This is a genomic window from Clostridium sp., assembly GCF_050717545.1.
Lineage (GTDB): Bacteria > Bacillota > Clostridia > Clostridiales > Clostridiaceae > Clostridium_AD.
In genome coordinates this window covers 104,193-121,081 of record NZ_JBOITN010000036.1, presented here as the reverse complement: position 1 = coordinate 121,081, position 16,889 = coordinate 104,193, and the positions used below count along the sequence as shown (strand labels likewise).

The following is a 16,889-nucleotide window of genomic DNA, read 5'->3' as shown; positions in this document are numbered from 1 at the left end:
AATGTAACGATGCATATTCGGCTGTTAAAATAGCTTTAGCGCTTGCTGATGCATTTAAATGTGGTATTAATGATCTACCACTTGCAATAGTTTTAACTTGGTACGAACAAAAGGCTGTTGCAGATTTATTGGCATTACTTTCACTTGGTGTAAAAGGAATTTACTTAGGACCAACTTTGCCAGCTTTCTTAAGTCCAAATGTATTACAATTCTTAGTTGACAATTTTGATATTAAACCAATAAGCACACCAGAAGAGGATTTAAAACAAATATTAGGATAATATAAATAAATTAAGAGGAGATATTATTATTTACTTCTAGTATACTGTATTTAAATTAGGTTGTCTAAAAAAATAAATCACCATAATTGCTTAGATGTTAAGCTATTATGGTGATTTATTTTTATAAAAACGTTGACATTATACCTTATTTATCATACACTATGTTAGTAAGTACTTACATACATAAGGAGGCAATATGGAAACTAAAAAAATAAAAAAAAGAATGAATAAAGAGGATAGAATGAAACAAATATTAGAAGCAGCTATGACGGTATTTGTTGAAAAAGGGTTTAATGCCAGTACTACTTTAGAAATAGCAAAAGTAGCAGAAATATCAGAAGTAACATTATTCAGAAATTTTTCTTCTAAACAAGAGATATTTTTAAAAGGGATTGAACCTATTTTATTTAGTACATTAAAACAAACAATAAATGATTCAAAGGAATTAAGCCCCTTAGGGAAGTTAGAATATATTCTTTATGATAGGATTAGCTTAATATCGGAAAATCGTGAAATAATTAAGTTGATACTTATGGAATCGCATCTTTTAACTGAACTCGGAAATGAAAATTTTATAGAAAAAATTCTAAAAGTTCTAAAAAACATTTTAACTAAAATAGGGATACCTAAAGAGGATGAAGAGTTTACTTTAAGAATGTTAATGGGTGGAATATTATCATTTTTATATATGCCAGAAACAAATGAAGAAAACATTAAAAAATATGTTAAGAAAATAATATCACTTATATTATAAAAAACAATTAATAAACAGGGGGGTATTAGTATACATGGATAGATTATTTAAATGGATGGGTAGTTCAATAGAAAAAAAGCCGGTTAAAATACTATTGGCTTGTGTAGTATTATTTGGGGTATTAATATCAGGAGTCTCAAATGTTAAAATGGCAACAGGGAATGAAACCTTGGTTAAGATGGATAACGATGTATATATATCAAACAAAGCTATGGAAACAACCTTTGGGGGAGATTCAATTCTTGTTCTATTTACGGATGCTTCAAAGAAAAATTTATTGTCTCATGAAAATATACAAAAAATGTGGAATGTAGAGCAGAAATTTAAATATGATGAAAATGTTTTTTCATTTATGAGTCCGGCCAGCATTGTTCATCAAATGACAGAAAGACAAAGTATAGAAATAAAAAAACAAATACTTGCATTAAGTGATGGATTAAATGATATGAGCTTAAAAATAACAGCTATTGGGAATGAACTTAATTCAAAGAAAGTAAAGGACCCAAAGGAATTAGAAAAAAAATTAAATAATCTGTCTAAATCAACAGAGGCTTTTGATAAACTTGTTGTAGGGCAAAACAATCTAACAAAGGGTGCAAAACAGCTCCAAGGAGGATTACTTACTGCGGCAGATGGACTAAATGTGGCATCAAGTCAATTAAAGGAACTAAGTAATTTAGCCGGTGAAAATCAACAACTAAAAATGAAATTAAATGGTATATCAGAAAATATAAATAAAAGCTCCCAAGGGATTAGGAGCATGGGAGAAAAGACAACCAATATTCAAGAAGGAACTAAAAACACCTCCAAAGCATTGACAAGCATAAGCAGTCAATTAACAGCGGAAACCTCATCTATGAAAGAGGGACTAACAGGTGGTATTTCTCCAGATGAGTTAAAAGAAATGGCATCAGGATTTATTACTATGGGAAAGAAACTTGGAGATGCATCTAAAGGACTAGGGATTTTTTATGACAAAAGCAATATGATGGTGGCAGATATACCAGGAGACCAGATAGGACTTGACAGTGTATTATATGATGATGAAACTAATAAGATTCGCCCAATGTTTTCAGATGTAATATTAGATAATGAACATACTTTAATGGTTGTAAAACTACAAGGAAATTTAGGAGATGAATATAAAGATCAGATATCTAAAGATGTAAGTACAGCATTAGAAAAGGAAGATTTTAAAAATGTTTCGTATATAGTATCAGGAAAACCAGTGTTAGATTCATCATTAAGGAGTGAAATGAAATCTAATATGGCAATAATGGTTGGACTTGCAGTGTTTATAATGTTTATAGTTCTTGCTATTGTTTTTAAAGTAAGATGGAGGATGCTAAGCTTAGGTATTATATTGGTATCTGTAATTGCAACTCTAGGATTTATGGGAATTTTAAGTATACCCATTACTATGGTGTCAATGGCAGTATTTCCAATATTAATAGGACTAGGGATAGACTACTCAATACAATTTCAAAATAGATATGAGGAAGAAAAATCAACAAGCAAGACTCTAAGTCAAATAGGTAAAGCTCTAGCAATTGCAGTTTTAGCTACAGTTTTAGGATTTATATCACTATATGCTTCACCAGTTCCTATGATTCAAGATTTTGGAAAGATGCTAACAATAGGAGTAATAATAAGCTTTATAGGAAGTATAATTCTGCTTCTGCCCATACTACATTTAAGGGATAAATCGGATATACAAATAGAAAATAAAGTGAAAGTATATAATAAAGAAACCCTATTAGATAGGATTTTAAAAAGCACCACAAAAGCAGTTATAAAATATTCTGTTGTTGTATTAATAATTGCAATAGCTTTGTCCTCTATGGGATATATAGTTGATAAAAATATAGGTGTAGAAACGGATATTGAAACCTTTATGCCTCAAGATATGAAAGCTTTGGAGGATATACATGCTATTAGAAATGAAGTAGGTTCAACAGATCAGATGGCTATATATATAAAAGACAGTAATATTTTGAGTGAAAAAAATATAGACTGGGTAAAATCTAAAACAAAAGATATAGAAGGAAAGTATGGGGATATTGTAGTAGATGTGAGATCCATAGATACCTTGGTTAATAACGTTTCAACAGATAAAAATCTAAGCTATGTAGACTATATTGAACTAGCTAAAACATTACCGGAACAACAGAAGAAAATGTTTTTAAATGATAAAAAAACAGAATCTGTAATGCTACTTAATATTAAACATATGAGTACAGAGCAGTTACAAGATTTTGTAACAAATATAAAAGCTGATTTAAGCGATTCCCCCATGGAAGTTCAAGTTACAGGGAAATCTGTGTTAGATGTTGAAATGGTCAAGGGACTTACGTCAGGTAGGGTTAAGATGACAATTATAGGGATAGGACTTGTATTATTTGCGCTACTTCTTGTATACAAAAATCCAGTTAAGGCATTTATTCCGATATTTCCTGTGATTTTAATAGTGGGAATGTCTAGTGGAGTAATGTATTCATTAGGTTTAAAGTATACCCCTATTACAGCAACTCTAGGGGCTTTAGTTCTTGGTATGGGAACGGAAATGACAGTAATGCTAATGGAAAGGTATTTAGAAGAGAGAAAATCGGGAAAACACAAAACAGAATCTATAGTAATTGCTGTTACCAAGATAGGGAAAGCTATAGTAGCATCAGGGCTTACTACCATAGGCGGATTTTCAGTGCTAATGGCTTCTCAATTTCTAATACTAAAGGACTTTGGCTTAATGACAGTAATAAATATATCATTAGCTTTGATTAGCACCTTTATAATATTACCCCCAGTTTTAATATTACTTGATAGATTTATCTTAAATAAAAAGGACATCAGGGATGTATCTAACAAATAAATATTATTTATACAATTTAATACTATATTTGTATCGATTTATTTGATTTAGATCACATTAAAAATAGGTCTAATGGGATAGAATTTTATTAACAAGTAAATAGATGGAAAAACAAAATTTCATGATGTTGATGAAGATTGGGTTTGCCCAGTTAGTGCAATTACTATAGAATAATAATTATTAACACCAATAATAAAATGTGAAGGAGAAAGTATAATGAATATTATTAGAATGAATGAAATTGAAGGCAAGAAAAACATGAGAGGCGTTGTAGCTAAACAACTTATAAGCCATGATAACACAAGAGTTATGAATTTGAATTTACAGCCTGGAGATGAAGTTCCCCATCATAAGGTTCCTGTTGATGTATTTTTTTATGTTGTTTCTGGTAAAGGAACAATACAAATTGGGGAAGAAAAAGCTGTAGTTAATGCAACTGATATTATTGTTTGTGCGCCTAATACTAACATGGCACTATGGGCAGACCAAGGTGAAACATTTAGTGTTTTAAATATTAAAACACCAAATATAAAATAGTAAGTCATATTCACAGTTTTTGTCTTCATAATTGTGGAAAAGGAAAATATTTTGTAGTTTAAAATACAATGTGCATAATAACTAAGGTGATGGATGAATACCAGTGCTTTGGGGGCTATTCTGCTTAAAGACTTTATTGGAACATGCACATCAACTATATAAAAGTTTTCTACATTGCCTTTCGTAAGATGTTTCCTATATAATAAAAAGCATAAACAAAAATGCCCACAGTATAAAAACTGTGGGCATTTTTGTTTTAATTAATTAATTCTAAATTATATTGATCTAAATTATTTAGATGAATTAGCAGAACCTAAAACGTTAGTGATTTTACCTTCAACTAATTTAGTTATGTTTGTTCTTGCTTCTCCAAGATATTTTCTAGGATCGATTTCGCCAAGTTTTTGACTAAGTACTTTTCTTATTGAACCTGTCATAGCAAGTCTTAAATCTGTATCCATATTTACTTTACAAACAGCCATTGAAGCAGCTTGTCTTAACATTTCTAGTGGTATTCCTTTTGCACCCTTCATTTCTCCGCCGAATTCATTGATCATAGAAACGAAATCTTGATCTACAGCTGATGCTCCGTGAAGAACTATTGGGAAATTATGCATTCCAGCTTCTTCTAATCTTTTTGTAATCAAAGTTAATCTTTCAAAGTCTAGTTTAGGTTCGCCTTTAAATTTATATGCACCATGGCTTGTTCCGATAGCTATTGCTAAAGAATCTATACCAGTTCTTGTAACATAATCTACTGCTTGTTCTGGATCTGTATATGTTGCATCTGCTGCTGAAACATTAATAGCATCTTCAACTCCAGCAAGTTTACCAAGTTCTGCTTCAACTACAACGCCCTTAGAATGAGCATAATCAACTACTTCTTTAGTTGTTCTTACGTTTTCTTCATAATCAAGATGAGAACCATCATACATTACTGAAGTAAATCCAGAAGCTATTGCAAGTTTGCATTGTGCTAAATCTGAACCGTGATCTAAATGAAGAGCAATTTCAAGGCCAGTGTCTTCAACAGCTGCTTCTACCATCTTTCTAAGGTAAGTAGGTCTTGCATATTTCATAGCTCCACCTGATACTTGAAGTATAACTGCTGATTTGTGAATTGCACAAGCGTCAATAACACCTTGAATTATCTCCATATTATTGATATTGAAAGCTCCGATTGCGTATTTTCCTTCGAGAGCTTTTTGGAACATTTTAGTAGTAGTAACTAATGCCATGTTAATTCCACCTTTCAAATTTTATAATAGGGACATATATTGTCCCTGCGGGACTTTTTACGATATAAGATAATTATAAGCTATAAATGGAATATATTCTACCTTTTTTCTATAAATGATACCTATAAGTATAAAATTTTAAAAAATATTACTTATAGATACTTTTTCATGAGATATTATATGAGCTACAACATATTTTAAAACATGTACTGTTGCTAGTCCTTCTGATTTATCTTTCATTTTAATATATTGAGTTAATTTTAATATCTCACTATCTACATGGTCTATGTCTTCATGATGTATAAATATAGTTAAAAATTTAGAATCTTTTTTCCACTCAGCTATATAATCTAAAGATAAATCGTATGCATCTTGATAGTCCTCTTTAATTATATAACTTTCGAGAGTAGAATTCAAATCCTGAAGATGATTACATTTATGGTTTATAATACTTACAGAACAAAATATTCCTATAATCATTAAAATAAATAAGATAATGGCTACCCAAACATTTTTCATTTATTCTTACCTCTTTCTTCCTTAAGCTGGTAATAAAACTTATTCTTAGAGTCAAGCGTTCCTATGAAAACATTGCGACTACTTGAAATTCTATGTTTTTTTAAAAGATTATCTAACCAAAGTTCATCTTTTTCTAAAAGTTCTAAGTTTTTATAATTTATATTGCCATCCATAATTAGAGGTACAGGCAAAGACTCTTGAGTTATAGCTATATTTAAATCATCTTTAGTGGCACTGCCTTGACCAGTTTTGGGCAATACTGACAACTCGCCACTAGTCTCGAGTATTGCATATTGAATATCTGATAAGTTAAAATATCCTTTTAATCTAAGTTCTTCCAGTAAATCGTTAATATTAAATCTTTGGTATTTGAGCTCTTGAATATCAATTTTACCATCTTTTATTAATATACTGGGATTGCCTGTTAATATTTTTCTTGCTCTTTCGCTTTTAAGTTCAAGGTATGACGTAGTTACTTGAAGAAATAGCAACGTAATTATAGGTATCACTGAGTGGAAAATGGGTATTCTTATATCTTCCATGGGTAAAGTTGCAAGATCTGAAATCATTAATGCAATTACAAGCTCGAAAGGTTCAAGCTCACCTATTTGTTTTTTTCCCATCATCCTCATAATAAAAATTACCGCAAAGTATAAGAAAAAAGTTCTGATTACTAAAATGAGCATAATATCACCTCTTTACTATATAATGTATATGGTTTGTTTAAATTCAGAAATTATAAGGGGTACATGATACATTTTTTGAAAATTAACGTATAATAATATTAATCACTAAAAAATAGGGGATGATTATATGAGCAGCTTCAATATAGCACTTAAAAATGGTAGACATATTTTAGCTCTAGAAGGAACTATGTTAAATGATATTATTAAAGAAAATAATTTATTAAATGGGTTACCAATAGTTTTATGTAAATTAAATAATAAATTTTATGAACTTGGCACCACTATCTCGCAGGGAGGCGATTTTGAACCAATAGATATTACAAGTAGAATCGGAATGATGACGTATGTTAGAACACTTCAATTTGTATTAATAAAAGCGATATCTGAATTGTTCCCTAAAGCTAAGATTTCTATTGAACATTCTTTAAGCAAAGGCTTATTTGGAATAATTAATAAAGATACAACACTAGATATTGATGATATATATGAAATAAAAAATAGAATGAGTGAAATAATAAAAGCAGATATTCCTATAAGGAAAATATCTTTTTCAAAAGCGGATGCTGTAGAAATTTTTATGGGATATGATATGCAAGATAAAGTTAAGCTTTTAAAATATGTTACTGCCGAGGAGATAAAACTTTATGAATTAAATGGTAGATATGACTATTTTTATGGCCCTATGGCTTACTCTACGGGGGTACTTGCGACATTTGATATAATGTATTATGAACCAGGTTTTATCTTAAGATATCCAACTAGTGAAGAACCTGAACGGATTCCTAAATTTTATAAACACGAAACACTAGCTAAAGTATTTAATGAGGCAGCACAGTGGGGCGAAATACTAGGGGTTGGAAGTGTTGGTGCATTAAATGATGAGGTAGTAAACGGTGATGTTGTTGATCTAATTAGGGTGGCTGAAGCACTTCACGAAAAGAAAATTGCATACATTGCGGATATGATTCATCAGAAAGAAAAGGTAAAATTAGTGCTTATTGCAGGTCCTTCTTCTTCAGGCAAAACTACATTTTCAAGAAGACTTGGAATTCAACTAAGAGTAAATGGATTAATGCCTACATTTATTTCGCTTGATGATTATTTTGTTAATAGAGAATTCACTCCAAGGGATGAACAAGGTGAATATGATTTTGAATCTATATATGCTTTGGATTTGAAACTTTTCAACAAGGATTTAGAATTATTGATGTTGGGTCAGGAAATAGAAATACCAAGTTTTAATTTTAAAACAGGAAAAAGAGAATGGTTTGGAAATAAAATTAAAATGCCTGAAAATGGAGTTATAATTGTAGAGGGAATACATGGACTTAATGAAATATTAACTGCCTCAATACCTTCGGAAAGTAAATTTAAAATATATATAAGCCCTCTAACGCAGCTTAATTTAGATGATCATAACAGGATTTCTACAACAGACGTAAGAATGACAAGAAGAATTGTAAGAGATTATTTATCTAGAGGATATGATGTGGAAGATACATTAAAAATGTGGCCTTCAATAAAACGTGGAGAGGAAAAAAATATTTTTATATTCCAAGAGCAGGCGGATGTAATGTTCAATTCTAGTTCTGTTTATGAACTTTGTGTGCTTAAGAAGTTTGCACTAGAAGAGCTTAAGAAAGTTAAGGAAGAAAGTCCAGTATATTATCAAGCAACTAGGTTAAGAAGTTTCTTGAATTTTTTTAAAGATGTAGACAAAGATTTAGTTCCGGATAATTCAATAATTAGAGAATTTACTGGGGGAAGTTGCTTTTATAAATATTAACATGAAATTTTCCCTTCGTTACTTGCAAATGATGCATGAAAAATTGTATAATCAAATTGAGGTACAATTAGGTAGAAAAATAATTACTAATATCTAAATACAAAAGAATAGGATATATCTCTGCGTTATAAGTATAGTAATATTTAGTAGTTGGCAGAGATGGATAAGGAGAAAAAATGAAAAACTATAGTGCTTTTGACATATTAGGCCCAATTATGGTAGGTCCATCAAGTTCCCATACAGCTGGTGCTGCAAGGCTTGCCAAAATTGCGTCTATAATTGCGGGTAAAAATATTGAATCAGTAGAATTTGTTTTACATGGGTCTTTTGCTAAAACATACAAGGGGCATGGATCAGATAGGGCATTAGTTGCTGGGATTTTGGGAATGGATCCTTGGGATGATAGACTTAAAGACTCCCTAGGAATTGCAAAAGAGCAAGGTCTTAAGGTAGAGTTTACTATGGCTGATTTAGGGGATGTTCACCCTAATACAGTAAAATTTATTATTACTAAAAAGAATGGAGTTATAGTTGAAATCGCTGGGTCCTCGGTTGGAGGAGGAAATATACTAATATATGAAGTTGATGGTAAACCAGTTGAATTCACGGGTAACTATCCAACAATTATAATTAGTCATAAAGATATCCCAGGTATGATTTCAAAAGTAAGTGCATTGTTATATGAAGAAAATGTTAACATAGCATCAATGAAGGTGTTTAGAAATAGCAGGGGGCTGAAAGCATCTATGATATTTGAGACAGATAGTATAGTGACTGATAATGTAATGGATAGAATTAAGGCTATGGAACATATTTATAATATAAGACAAATATCGCCAGTATTGCAGTCTTAGTATATATTGCAAAAAAACATGAGCTAAAACTGATAAGTGGTATAAGCTAAATAATTAATAAGGAGGCGAAAATTGTGTTTGTAGACAACGGAATAAACCTTATAGATGAATGCACGAAAAGGGATATACCTATTTGGGAATATACGATAATGTGTGAAGAAGAGGAAAGTAGTAACACGCGTAGTGAAATTATTGAAAAGATGAGAAAAAATCTTAATACAATGAGGAAAGCTGCAGAATATGGCCTTACAAATGAGACTAGATCAATAAGTGGTTTAATAGGAGGGGATTCTATTAAACTTAAAAGATATGAGGAAGCTGGAAACTCTCTTACAGGTGGCTTTATGATAAAAGCAATGGCTAGAGCGGTTTCTTGCTCAGAAGTAAACGCAGCTATGGGTAAGATAGTTGCTGCGCCTACAGCTGGGTCTTGTGGCATTATTCCAGCGGTAATTATTACGGCTGGAGAGAAGTTAGGTAAAACTGAAGATGAGTTAATTAATGCATTGTTCACCGCATCTGGTGTAGGAATTATTATAGCTAAAAATGCTACCTTGTCCGGTGCAGAAGGTGGATGTCAGGCTGAATGTGGTTCAGCTGCTGCTATGGCTGCGGCTGCTGTAGTTGAAATGATGGGTGGTACCCCTGCAATGGCATTAGATTCAGCAGCTATCGTAATAAAAAACATATTAGGACTAGTATGTGACCCTGTTGCAGGGCTGGTTGAGGTGCCTTGTGCTAAACGAAATATAGCAGGAGCCGTAAGTGCTTTAACTACGGCAGATCTTACTATGAGTGGTGTAACAAGTAGAATACCTTTTGACGATACAGTAATTGCCATGTATAAGGTGGGCAAACAATTACCTTGTGAGTTAAGGGAGACAGCTATGGGCGGTTGTGCAACTACACCTACAGGACTTAGACTTGCAAAGGAAATTTTGTCCGAATAGAAATAAATATTACAACTACAATTATAAGTATTGAGAGGGATATCCGAAGGGATGTCCCTCTTTTGTGAGTAACCGTTATATTGCTAATGAATAGAATATAAAGAAGATAAATTATGTATAGGAGGAGTGAGGATGATCTGGTGCGATAAATGAAAAAAACGTATTTTGTTATTACTTTAGTAATTGCATTGATGTTTATAAACACTTCTTCAAGTTTAGTAAACACAATAATATATTCTATAGCCATTGTTCCATTAGCTATAGTGCTTGGAGATCAAACAACTAGTATATCAGATTATATAGGGCAGAAAAAGGGAGGGCTACTAGCAGCTACTGTAGGAAATGTTCCTGAGCTTATGATGGGAATATGGTCAATAAAATATGGAATGATACCTATGGTTCAAGCGTCTTTAATAGGATCAATAGTAAATAATATGCTTTTAGGTCTTGGAATTGCAGTAGTGTTCGGTGGATTTAAGTTTAGAGAGCAAAGTTTTAATAGGATAATAGCACGAACAAATTTTAATATGTTGCTTTTAGCATTGTCATCTATGGTAATTATAGCAACTTTAAATAGCTATGCTGTGGTTAAAGAGCCAGTGCTTATATCCATAAGTGTGAAGGTTGCTTTTTTGCTAATAGGTATTTACATCTTAGGGCTAATATTTTCATTATATACTCATAACAATTTGTTTGTTGTAAGTGAACATAAAGAAGAAAAAAAGGTTACTATGGATAAAAAAGTTATTGAGAGCAGCATAACTTTAATTTGTATATCTGTATTACTTTATTTTATAAGCGATAAGCTAATTTATAATATCAGAGATTTTACAAAAGACTATAATATATCACAAGAGTTCATAGGAATAATATTAATTCCACTTTTAGGTAATATAGGTGAAAATGTTTCTACTATAATGTGTGCAATGCAAAACAAGGTAGATATGAGTTTAGAAACTGCTATAGGGTCGAGTATACAAATTTCACTTTTTGTTACCCCAGTACTAGTAATATTCTCTTGTTTTATGGGTTTGGATTTGACACTTCTGTTTCCAGTTTTTCATATAATAATGTGCAGCATTGCTGTGGGGATGTCATTTTTGGTATTCCAGGATGGAAAAACCTATTGGCTAGAGGGGAGCATTTTAATTACTACTTATATAATAATTACTTTGGCATATTATTATATTGTGTAGATGCATCTAAAATAAATAACAAGTCAGCATCTTAGTATATTGACTTGTTATTTATTTTTATGCGCCTAAGCATAATCTGTTTTATATAACAATATAATTAAACTAAAAGGTGATTATTTGGCACATAGAAGAGCAATACAAAGTTATTATAATGATATAAATAATTTAGCTGATATTTTAACTAAACTAGTTAGTTCTTATAGACTAATGATAGGTGGAGCAGATGAATTAAATAGAATTGCACTATCTAAAAAAAGTGATGTTAAAGATGCTCTTAAAAGAGCTGACAGTCTGGGAGGAATTATAGACGAGACGATAAAGGTACTAGATGATGCAAGTTATAATTATATGTCTTATTGCAGAATGAAAACCGAAATTATGAAAGACAAGATTCAAATAGAATTTATAGAAACAGAAATTGATGAGGATTTAAGGTTAAAAGATTAATTATCTCCTGTGGAGCTTCACATCTCCTCAGGAGATGCATTAACGAAAAGTATGTAAAAAAGAACTTATAGAATAAATGTTCATTCTATAAGTTCTTTTTGCACAAAAAAATTAAATGATATTTAATGTTTTATTTACGTACTCTTGATCAATTTCTTCGAAAATATTAACATGTCTGGATGTATTATAAACTTCATTTTCGTCCAAGTTGTCTTGAATGCTATATTCATCACTACGAAGAAGGTAGTCATCACCTTTGGTGATGTAATCATCTTCATCTAAAGATATTATAGGCATTGCTGATACTATATAGTGGGTTGGATAAGAAATTACCATATTAATGCCTCCTATTTGTAATCTTCGCAGTAGATTTTAAAGTAAGCCTTTGGATACATGCAAAGTGGGCAAAAATCAGGAGCTTCTTTTCCTATATGAATATATCCACAATTCATACATTGCCATTTTACATCAACATCCCGTTTAAACATCATACCTGCCTTGAGATTTTCATATATTTTCATGAATCTCATTTCATGACCTTCTTCTACTTCTTGTATTTCTTTATAGAAATCTGCAATTTCTATAAAACCTTCCAGTCTTGCTTCTTTTTCAAATTGTTTATATAATTTTGTACTTTCAAAAGCCTCGCCCTGTGCTGAGTCTTTTAAATTATCTGCAGTAGTTTTATTCATTTTAAGAAACCTATTAAAAACTTCTCTTGCATGAGCCTTTTCATTGTTTGCAGTAGCTTCAAAAATAGAAGCCACATACTCATATCCTTCTTTTTCTGCTTTCTCGGCATAAAATGTATATTTATTTCTTGCTCTTGATTCGCCAGCAAAAGTGCTAAGCAGGTTTTTTTCAGTATTACTACCCTGTAATTGCATTATTATTCCTCCATTAAGTAATTTATCTTCCTTATCATTTTATTCATTATACTTTTAATAGTTCCAAAAAAAGAATTACGTTTATTAATCCATAAGTTATATATATCAGGGACAAGATGTATATATACAATATGAGGGTAAAAGGAGAAAGAATTATGGTAAAAAAGAGATGTTTTATTGTGGTGGAAGGAATAGTTCAAGGTGTAGGATTTCGTCCATTTATATATAATCTAGCGAAGAATTTTCGGCTAAAAGGATGGGTAAATAATAATTCACAGGGAGTTTATATAGATGTTGAAGGATGCAAGGAAGATATAGATAAATTTATAAAATTTGTTAAAATTAATCCACCACCTCTTGCTAGAGTAGAAAAAATAACTGTGAAAAATGATAAAGTTTTAAATTATTGTAATTTTGAAATTAGGGAAAGTGAATTGAGTGTAGATAAAATCACTTTTATATCGCCGGATATAGCTACGTGTAGTGAATGCACAGAAGATATACTGAATTTTAATAATAGGAGGTCGGGTTACTCTTTTACTAATTGTACAAATTGTGGCCCTAGGTTTTCTATAATTAAAGAATTACCTTATGATAGGGACAAAACTACAATGAGTGAATTTAAAATGTGTAATGAATGTAATAGTGAATATTTAGATCCTACAAATAGAAGATTTCATGCGCAACCCAATGCTTGCTCTCAGTGTGGGCCTGAACTTTGGATAGAGGATGCAAGAGGTAATATATTAGATGTTAAAGACCCTATAAGTTTTGCACAAAACAAGCTTTGCGAAGGGAAACTATTTGCTATAAAAGGTCTAGGAGGGTTTCACATAGCATGTGATGGACTTAATGAAACATCTGTGAGTAAGTTAAGGGATAGAAAAAAAAGACCATTTAAGCCACTAGCAGTTATGATAAAAGATATAGCAACTGTTAATAAGTATTGTAAGGTAAACCATATAGAAGAAAAAATACTAACGGGAATAAAAAAACCAATTGTAATTTTAAATCTAAAAGAAGAATATAATTTACCCCAAAATATCGCACCTAATCAAAAGACAATAGGAGTAATGCTCCCTTATACACCTATTCATATTTTATTGTTTACACAAAAACTTGATGTTCTTATCATGACTAGCGCAAATGTTAATGGTCTACCTATAGAGTATAAAGACGATTCTGCAAGGTCAGGTCTTTCGGGTATTGTAGATTATTTTCTTATGCATAATCGTGAAATACATGTAGCAATTGATGATTCTGTATTAAAGGTTGTAGAGGGTAAACAGACAATTATAAGAAGGGCTAGGGGATATGTACCCGAACCTTTTAAGTGGAATAATAAAAGAAATATCTTAGCTTGTGGTCCAAATATGAAGAATACCTTTTGTATAAGTAAGGAAGGGTTTTTGTTTTTAAGTCAATTTAATGGTGATCTCGAAAATTTAGAAACTTATGAACACTATAAAAAAAATGTGGATTATTTTAAAAAAATATTTTCTTTTTCACCACAATATATAGCGCATGATATGCATCCAGGGTATATGTCAACTAAGTATGCGATGAGTTATGATTCGCCAAGGATTGCGGTGCAACATCATCATGCTCATATAGCTTGCAACATGTTTGAAAATAATTTAGAGCAAAAGGTTATTGGAGTCTGTTTTGATGGAACGGGATATGGTACTGACGGTAAAATATGGGGTGGAGAATTTTTGATTTGCGACCGCCATGAATTTACAAGGGTCGCTCATCTTGATTATATAAAAATGCCTGGAGGAGAAAAGGCAATTAGGCAGCCTTGGAGAATGGCAGTTTCTTATCTTTATAAGGCTTTAAGTAAGCAAAAAATCGAAAAAGAAGTTTCAGATATGATTTTTGAGTTATATGGTAATAAGGCTATCACTTTAATTAATATCTTAAATTCAAACATTAATTGCATGGAGACTTCAAGCATGGGTAGGCTTTTTGATGCTATGTCAAATATAATTGGAATTACGGATTTAGTTACTTACGAAGGGCAGGCTTCCATTGAGCTTGAAGCTATATCAGAAAAGGATATTGAAGAATCATATAACTATAAAGTAATAAAGCGGGATATGTATATTATAGAGATCTATGAAATGATAATTGAAGCCCTAAATGATAAAATGAATGGTGTATCTTCTAAAATTATCGCGTCCAAATTTCAAAATACTATTGTTAATTTAACTGAAAGTACATGCATGCGAATTAGAGAGGACTCAGGTATAAATAAAGTAGCACTTAGTGGAGGGGTTTTCCAAAATTCTTTTTTACTTAAAAAAATATGTTTTAATCTCAAAGGTCATAATTTTGAAGTTTACACGCATAAGGACCTACCTTCTAATGATGGAGGCGTAGCAATTGGGCAGATAATAGTAGCAAATGAAATAATTGAAAATGATTTATAAAATCTTGAATAGATTCTGTAAATCAAAACATTATTTATAATAAATAATCAGCTACTTAGAAGTTGCTGTTTTATTAATGTATGAAGTAAGTATCTGGGTAATATATTTAAATGAAAGAAGAAAAAGGAGGAGAAAAAATGTGTCTAGCAATTCCAGGGAAAGTTTTAAGAATAGAAGGGAATAAAGGAATAGTCGAGGTCGGGAACATGAAAAGAGAAGTCTTTATGCATCTCGTGCCAGAAGCAGTTGTTAATGAATATGTACTTGTACATGCAGGTTGTGCAATACAAATGATAGATGAAGATGAAGCAAAAATAACTTTAGATATTTTAAAGGAGCTTAGCCAAAATGAAATTTGTTGATGAATTTAGAAACAATGAATACTCAAAAAAACTGGTTGAAAAGTTAAATAATATTTCTAGTGAAAAGATGAATATTATGGAAGTTTGTGGTACACATACTATGGCTATATTTAGATATGGTATTAGGGACGTACTTCCTTCAAACATAAATTTGATATCAGGTCCAGGTTGTCCTGTGTGCGTTACACCTCAGAGTTATATAGATGCAGCAATAACTCTGAGCGTAAAAGAGGATGTGATTATTGCAACATTTGGGGATATGATGCGGATTCCTGGAAAAAAGGGTTCACTGAGCAAGGCAAAGGCAGAAGGCGTTGACGTAAGAATAGTATACTCACCAATGGATTGCCTTAATATGGCTTCACAAAACCCTTCTAAAAAGGTAGTGTTTTTATCAGTAGGTTTTGAAACTACTGCTCCTATGACTGCGGTTACTGCTGTCGAGGCTAAAAAAAATAACATAAAAAATTTATTTTTCTTTACTGCACACAAAATTGTCCCACCAGTTATGGAAGCTTTAGTTCAAGATAAAGATTTAAAAATAGACGGCTTTTTATTACCCGGGCATGTTTGTGCTATTATAGGCACGAAGCCCTTTGAATTTTTAAGTGAGGATTATAACATTCCAGGAGTAGCGACAGGGTTTGAGCCTATAGATATACTCCAAGGGTTAAATACATTAGTAAACTTAATAAGCAAAAAGAACTATAGAATTTGTAATGAATATAAAAGAATAGTTAAAACTGAGGGCAACCCTCATGCTTTAGAATATTTAGAAAAAACTTTTAATATTGTGGATAGTAGTTGGAGAGGACTTGGAATAATACCTAAAAGTGGCTTGGAATTCAATAGTGAATATGAAGACTTTGATGCACTTAAGCATTTTAAAATAGAATATGAAGAATATGATGGAAGTCCTGGCTGCAAATGTGGAGAAATACTTAAGGGGAAAATTAAACCAACAGATTGTCCACTTTATAAAAAACTCTGCACACCAGAAAACCCAGTTGGATCATGCATGGTTTCATCGGAAGGTACCTGCGCAGCATATTATAGATATAACAAAGACGCTATATAGCAGGAGGCATAAC

The 16,889-nt window shown here is 31.5% G+C and carries 16 protein-coding genes and 1 pseudogene; 12 read left to right on the top strand and 5 right to left on the bottom strand.

Going from position 1 to position 16,889, the window contains the following annotated elements:
• The 4 genes and pseudogenes from ACREVX_RS12735 to ACREVX_RS12720 all read left to right on the top strand — a co-directional run.
• Positions 1-281, top strand: a pseudogene (locus ACREVX_RS12735) (hydroxylamine reductase); the annotation flags it as partial.
• 196 nt (positions 282-477) lie between these two features.
• Positions 478-1,035 carry a TetR/AcrR family transcriptional regulator gene (locus ACREVX_RS12730; RefSeq protein WP_431544558.1) on the top strand — a complete coding sequence of 186 codons (558 nt, stop codon included), beginning with the start codon at positions 478-480 and terminating at the stop codon, positions 1,033-1,035.
• A gap of 34 nt (positions 1,036-1,069) precedes the next feature.
• Entirely contained in the window at positions 1,070-3,904 is a 2,835-nt protein-coding gene (locus ACREVX_RS12725) for a hydrophobe/amphiphile efflux-3 (HAE3) family transporter (RefSeq protein WP_431544556.1), read from the top strand.
• 216 nt (positions 3,905-4,120) lie between these two features.
• Complete coding sequence (locus ACREVX_RS12720) at positions 4,121-4,441, top strand: cupin domain-containing protein (protein WP_431544554.1); 321 nt, start codon at positions 4,121-4,123, stop codon at positions 4,439-4,441.
• Positions 4,442-4,731: 290 nt separating this feature from the next.
• Here ACREVX_RS12720 and ACREVX_RS12715 read toward each other — a convergent pair whose 3' ends face one another.
• The 3 genes from ACREVX_RS12715 to ACREVX_RS12705 form a co-directional block, all read right to left on the bottom strand.
• The gene (locus tag ACREVX_RS12715; RefSeq protein WP_431544552.1) at positions 4,732-5,679 is read right to left on the bottom strand and encodes a ketose-bisphosphate aldolase; all 948 of its coding nucleotides are present in this window, start codon (positions 5,677-5,679) and stop codon (positions 4,732-4,734) included.
• A 138-nt stretch (positions 5,680-5,817) separates the two neighbouring features.
• A complete protein-coding gene (locus tag ACREVX_RS12710) occupies positions 5,818-6,198 on the bottom strand; it encodes a DUF4363 family protein (protein WP_431544551.1) in 381 nt (126 codons plus the stop codon).
• Positions 6,195-6,884 carry a DUF421 domain-containing protein gene (locus tag ACREVX_RS12705; RefSeq protein ID WP_431544550.1) on the bottom strand — a complete coding sequence of 230 codons (690 nt, stop codon included), beginning with the start codon at positions 6,882-6,884 and terminating at the stop codon, positions 6,195-6,197. The genes ACREVX_RS12710 and ACREVX_RS12705 overlap by 4 nt, the downstream gene beginning before the upstream one ends.
• A gap of 127 nt (positions 6,885-7,011) precedes the next feature.
• Between ACREVX_RS12705 and ACREVX_RS12700 the strand changes: the two genes are divergently transcribed.
• The 5 genes from ACREVX_RS12700 to ACREVX_RS12680 all read left to right on the top strand — a co-directional run bounded on the left by ACREVX_RS12700 (position 7,012) and on the right by ACREVX_RS12680 (position 12,117).
• Positions 7,012-8,670: a nucleoside kinase gene (locus tag ACREVX_RS12700; RefSeq protein ID WP_431544549.1), complete on the top strand. Its 1,659-nt coding sequence runs from the start codon at positions 7,012-7,014 to the stop codon at positions 8,668-8,670.
• A 176-nt stretch (positions 8,671-8,846) separates the two neighbouring features.
• The gene (sdaAB, locus tag ACREVX_RS12695) at positions 8,847-9,524 is read left to right on the top strand and encodes an L-serine ammonia-lyase, iron-sulfur-dependent subunit beta (protein ID WP_431544548.1); all 678 of its coding nucleotides are present in this window, start codon (positions 8,847-8,849) and stop codon (positions 9,522-9,524) included.
• 74 nt (positions 9,525-9,598) lie between these two features.
• A complete protein-coding gene (sdaAA, locus tag ACREVX_RS12690) occupies positions 9,599-10,474 on the top strand; it encodes an L-serine ammonia-lyase, iron-sulfur-dependent, subunit alpha (RefSeq protein ID WP_431544546.1) in 876 nt (291 codons plus the stop codon).
• Between the two features lie 149 nt (positions 10,475-10,623).
• Positions 10,624-11,670 carry a calcium/proton exchanger gene (gene cax, locus ACREVX_RS12685; protein ID WP_431544544.1) on the top strand — a complete coding sequence of 349 codons (1,047 nt, stop codon included), beginning with the start codon at positions 10,624-10,626 and terminating at the stop codon, positions 11,668-11,670.
• A 117-nt stretch (positions 11,671-11,787) separates the two neighbouring features.
• A complete protein-coding gene (locus ACREVX_RS12680; RefSeq protein WP_431544543.1) occupies positions 11,788-12,117 on the top strand; it encodes a hypothetical protein in 330 nt (109 codons plus the stop codon).
• A 111-nt stretch (positions 12,118-12,228) separates the two neighbouring features.
• Here ACREVX_RS12680 and ACREVX_RS12675 read toward each other — a convergent pair whose 3' ends face one another.
• Together ACREVX_RS12675 and rbr are read right to left on the bottom strand one after the other, a co-directional pair.
• The gene (locus tag ACREVX_RS12675) at positions 12,229-12,453 is read right to left on the bottom strand and encodes a hypothetical protein (protein WP_431544542.1); all 225 of its coding nucleotides are present in this window, start codon (positions 12,451-12,453) and stop codon (positions 12,229-12,231) included.
• An 11-nt stretch (positions 12,454-12,464) separates the two neighbouring features.
• Positions 12,465-13,004, bottom strand: coding sequence for a rubrerythrin (gene rbr, locus ACREVX_RS12670; RefSeq protein WP_431544541.1), 540 nt, complete (start codon positions 13,002-13,004; stop codon positions 12,465-12,467).
• A gap of 155 nt (positions 13,005-13,159) precedes the next feature.
• On the opposite strand from rbr, the gene hypF reads away from it, so the two are divergent.
• The 3 genes from hypF to hypD all read left to right on the top strand — a co-directional run bounded on the left by hypF (position 13,160) and on the right by hypD (position 16,876).
• Positions 13,160-15,436 (top strand): carbamoyltransferase HypF, encoded by a 2,277-nt coding sequence (gene hypF, locus ACREVX_RS12665; RefSeq protein WP_431544540.1) that lies wholly within the window; start codon positions 13,160-13,162, stop codon positions 15,434-15,436.
• Positions 15,437-15,573: 137 nt separating this feature from the next.
• Positions 15,574-15,798 carry a HypC/HybG/HupF family hydrogenase formation chaperone gene (locus tag ACREVX_RS12660; protein WP_431544569.1) on the top strand — a complete coding sequence of 75 codons (225 nt, stop codon included), beginning with the start codon at positions 15,574-15,576 and terminating at the stop codon, positions 15,796-15,798.
• On the top strand, positions 15,785-16,876 hold the full coding sequence (gene hypD, locus ACREVX_RS12655; protein WP_431544539.1) for a hydrogenase formation protein HypD: 1,092 nt from the start codon (positions 15,785-15,787) through the stop codon (positions 16,874-16,876). Before ACREVX_RS12660 ends, hypD begins: the two co-directional genes overlap by 14 nt.
• Positions 16,877-16,889: the final 13 nt, after the last annotated feature.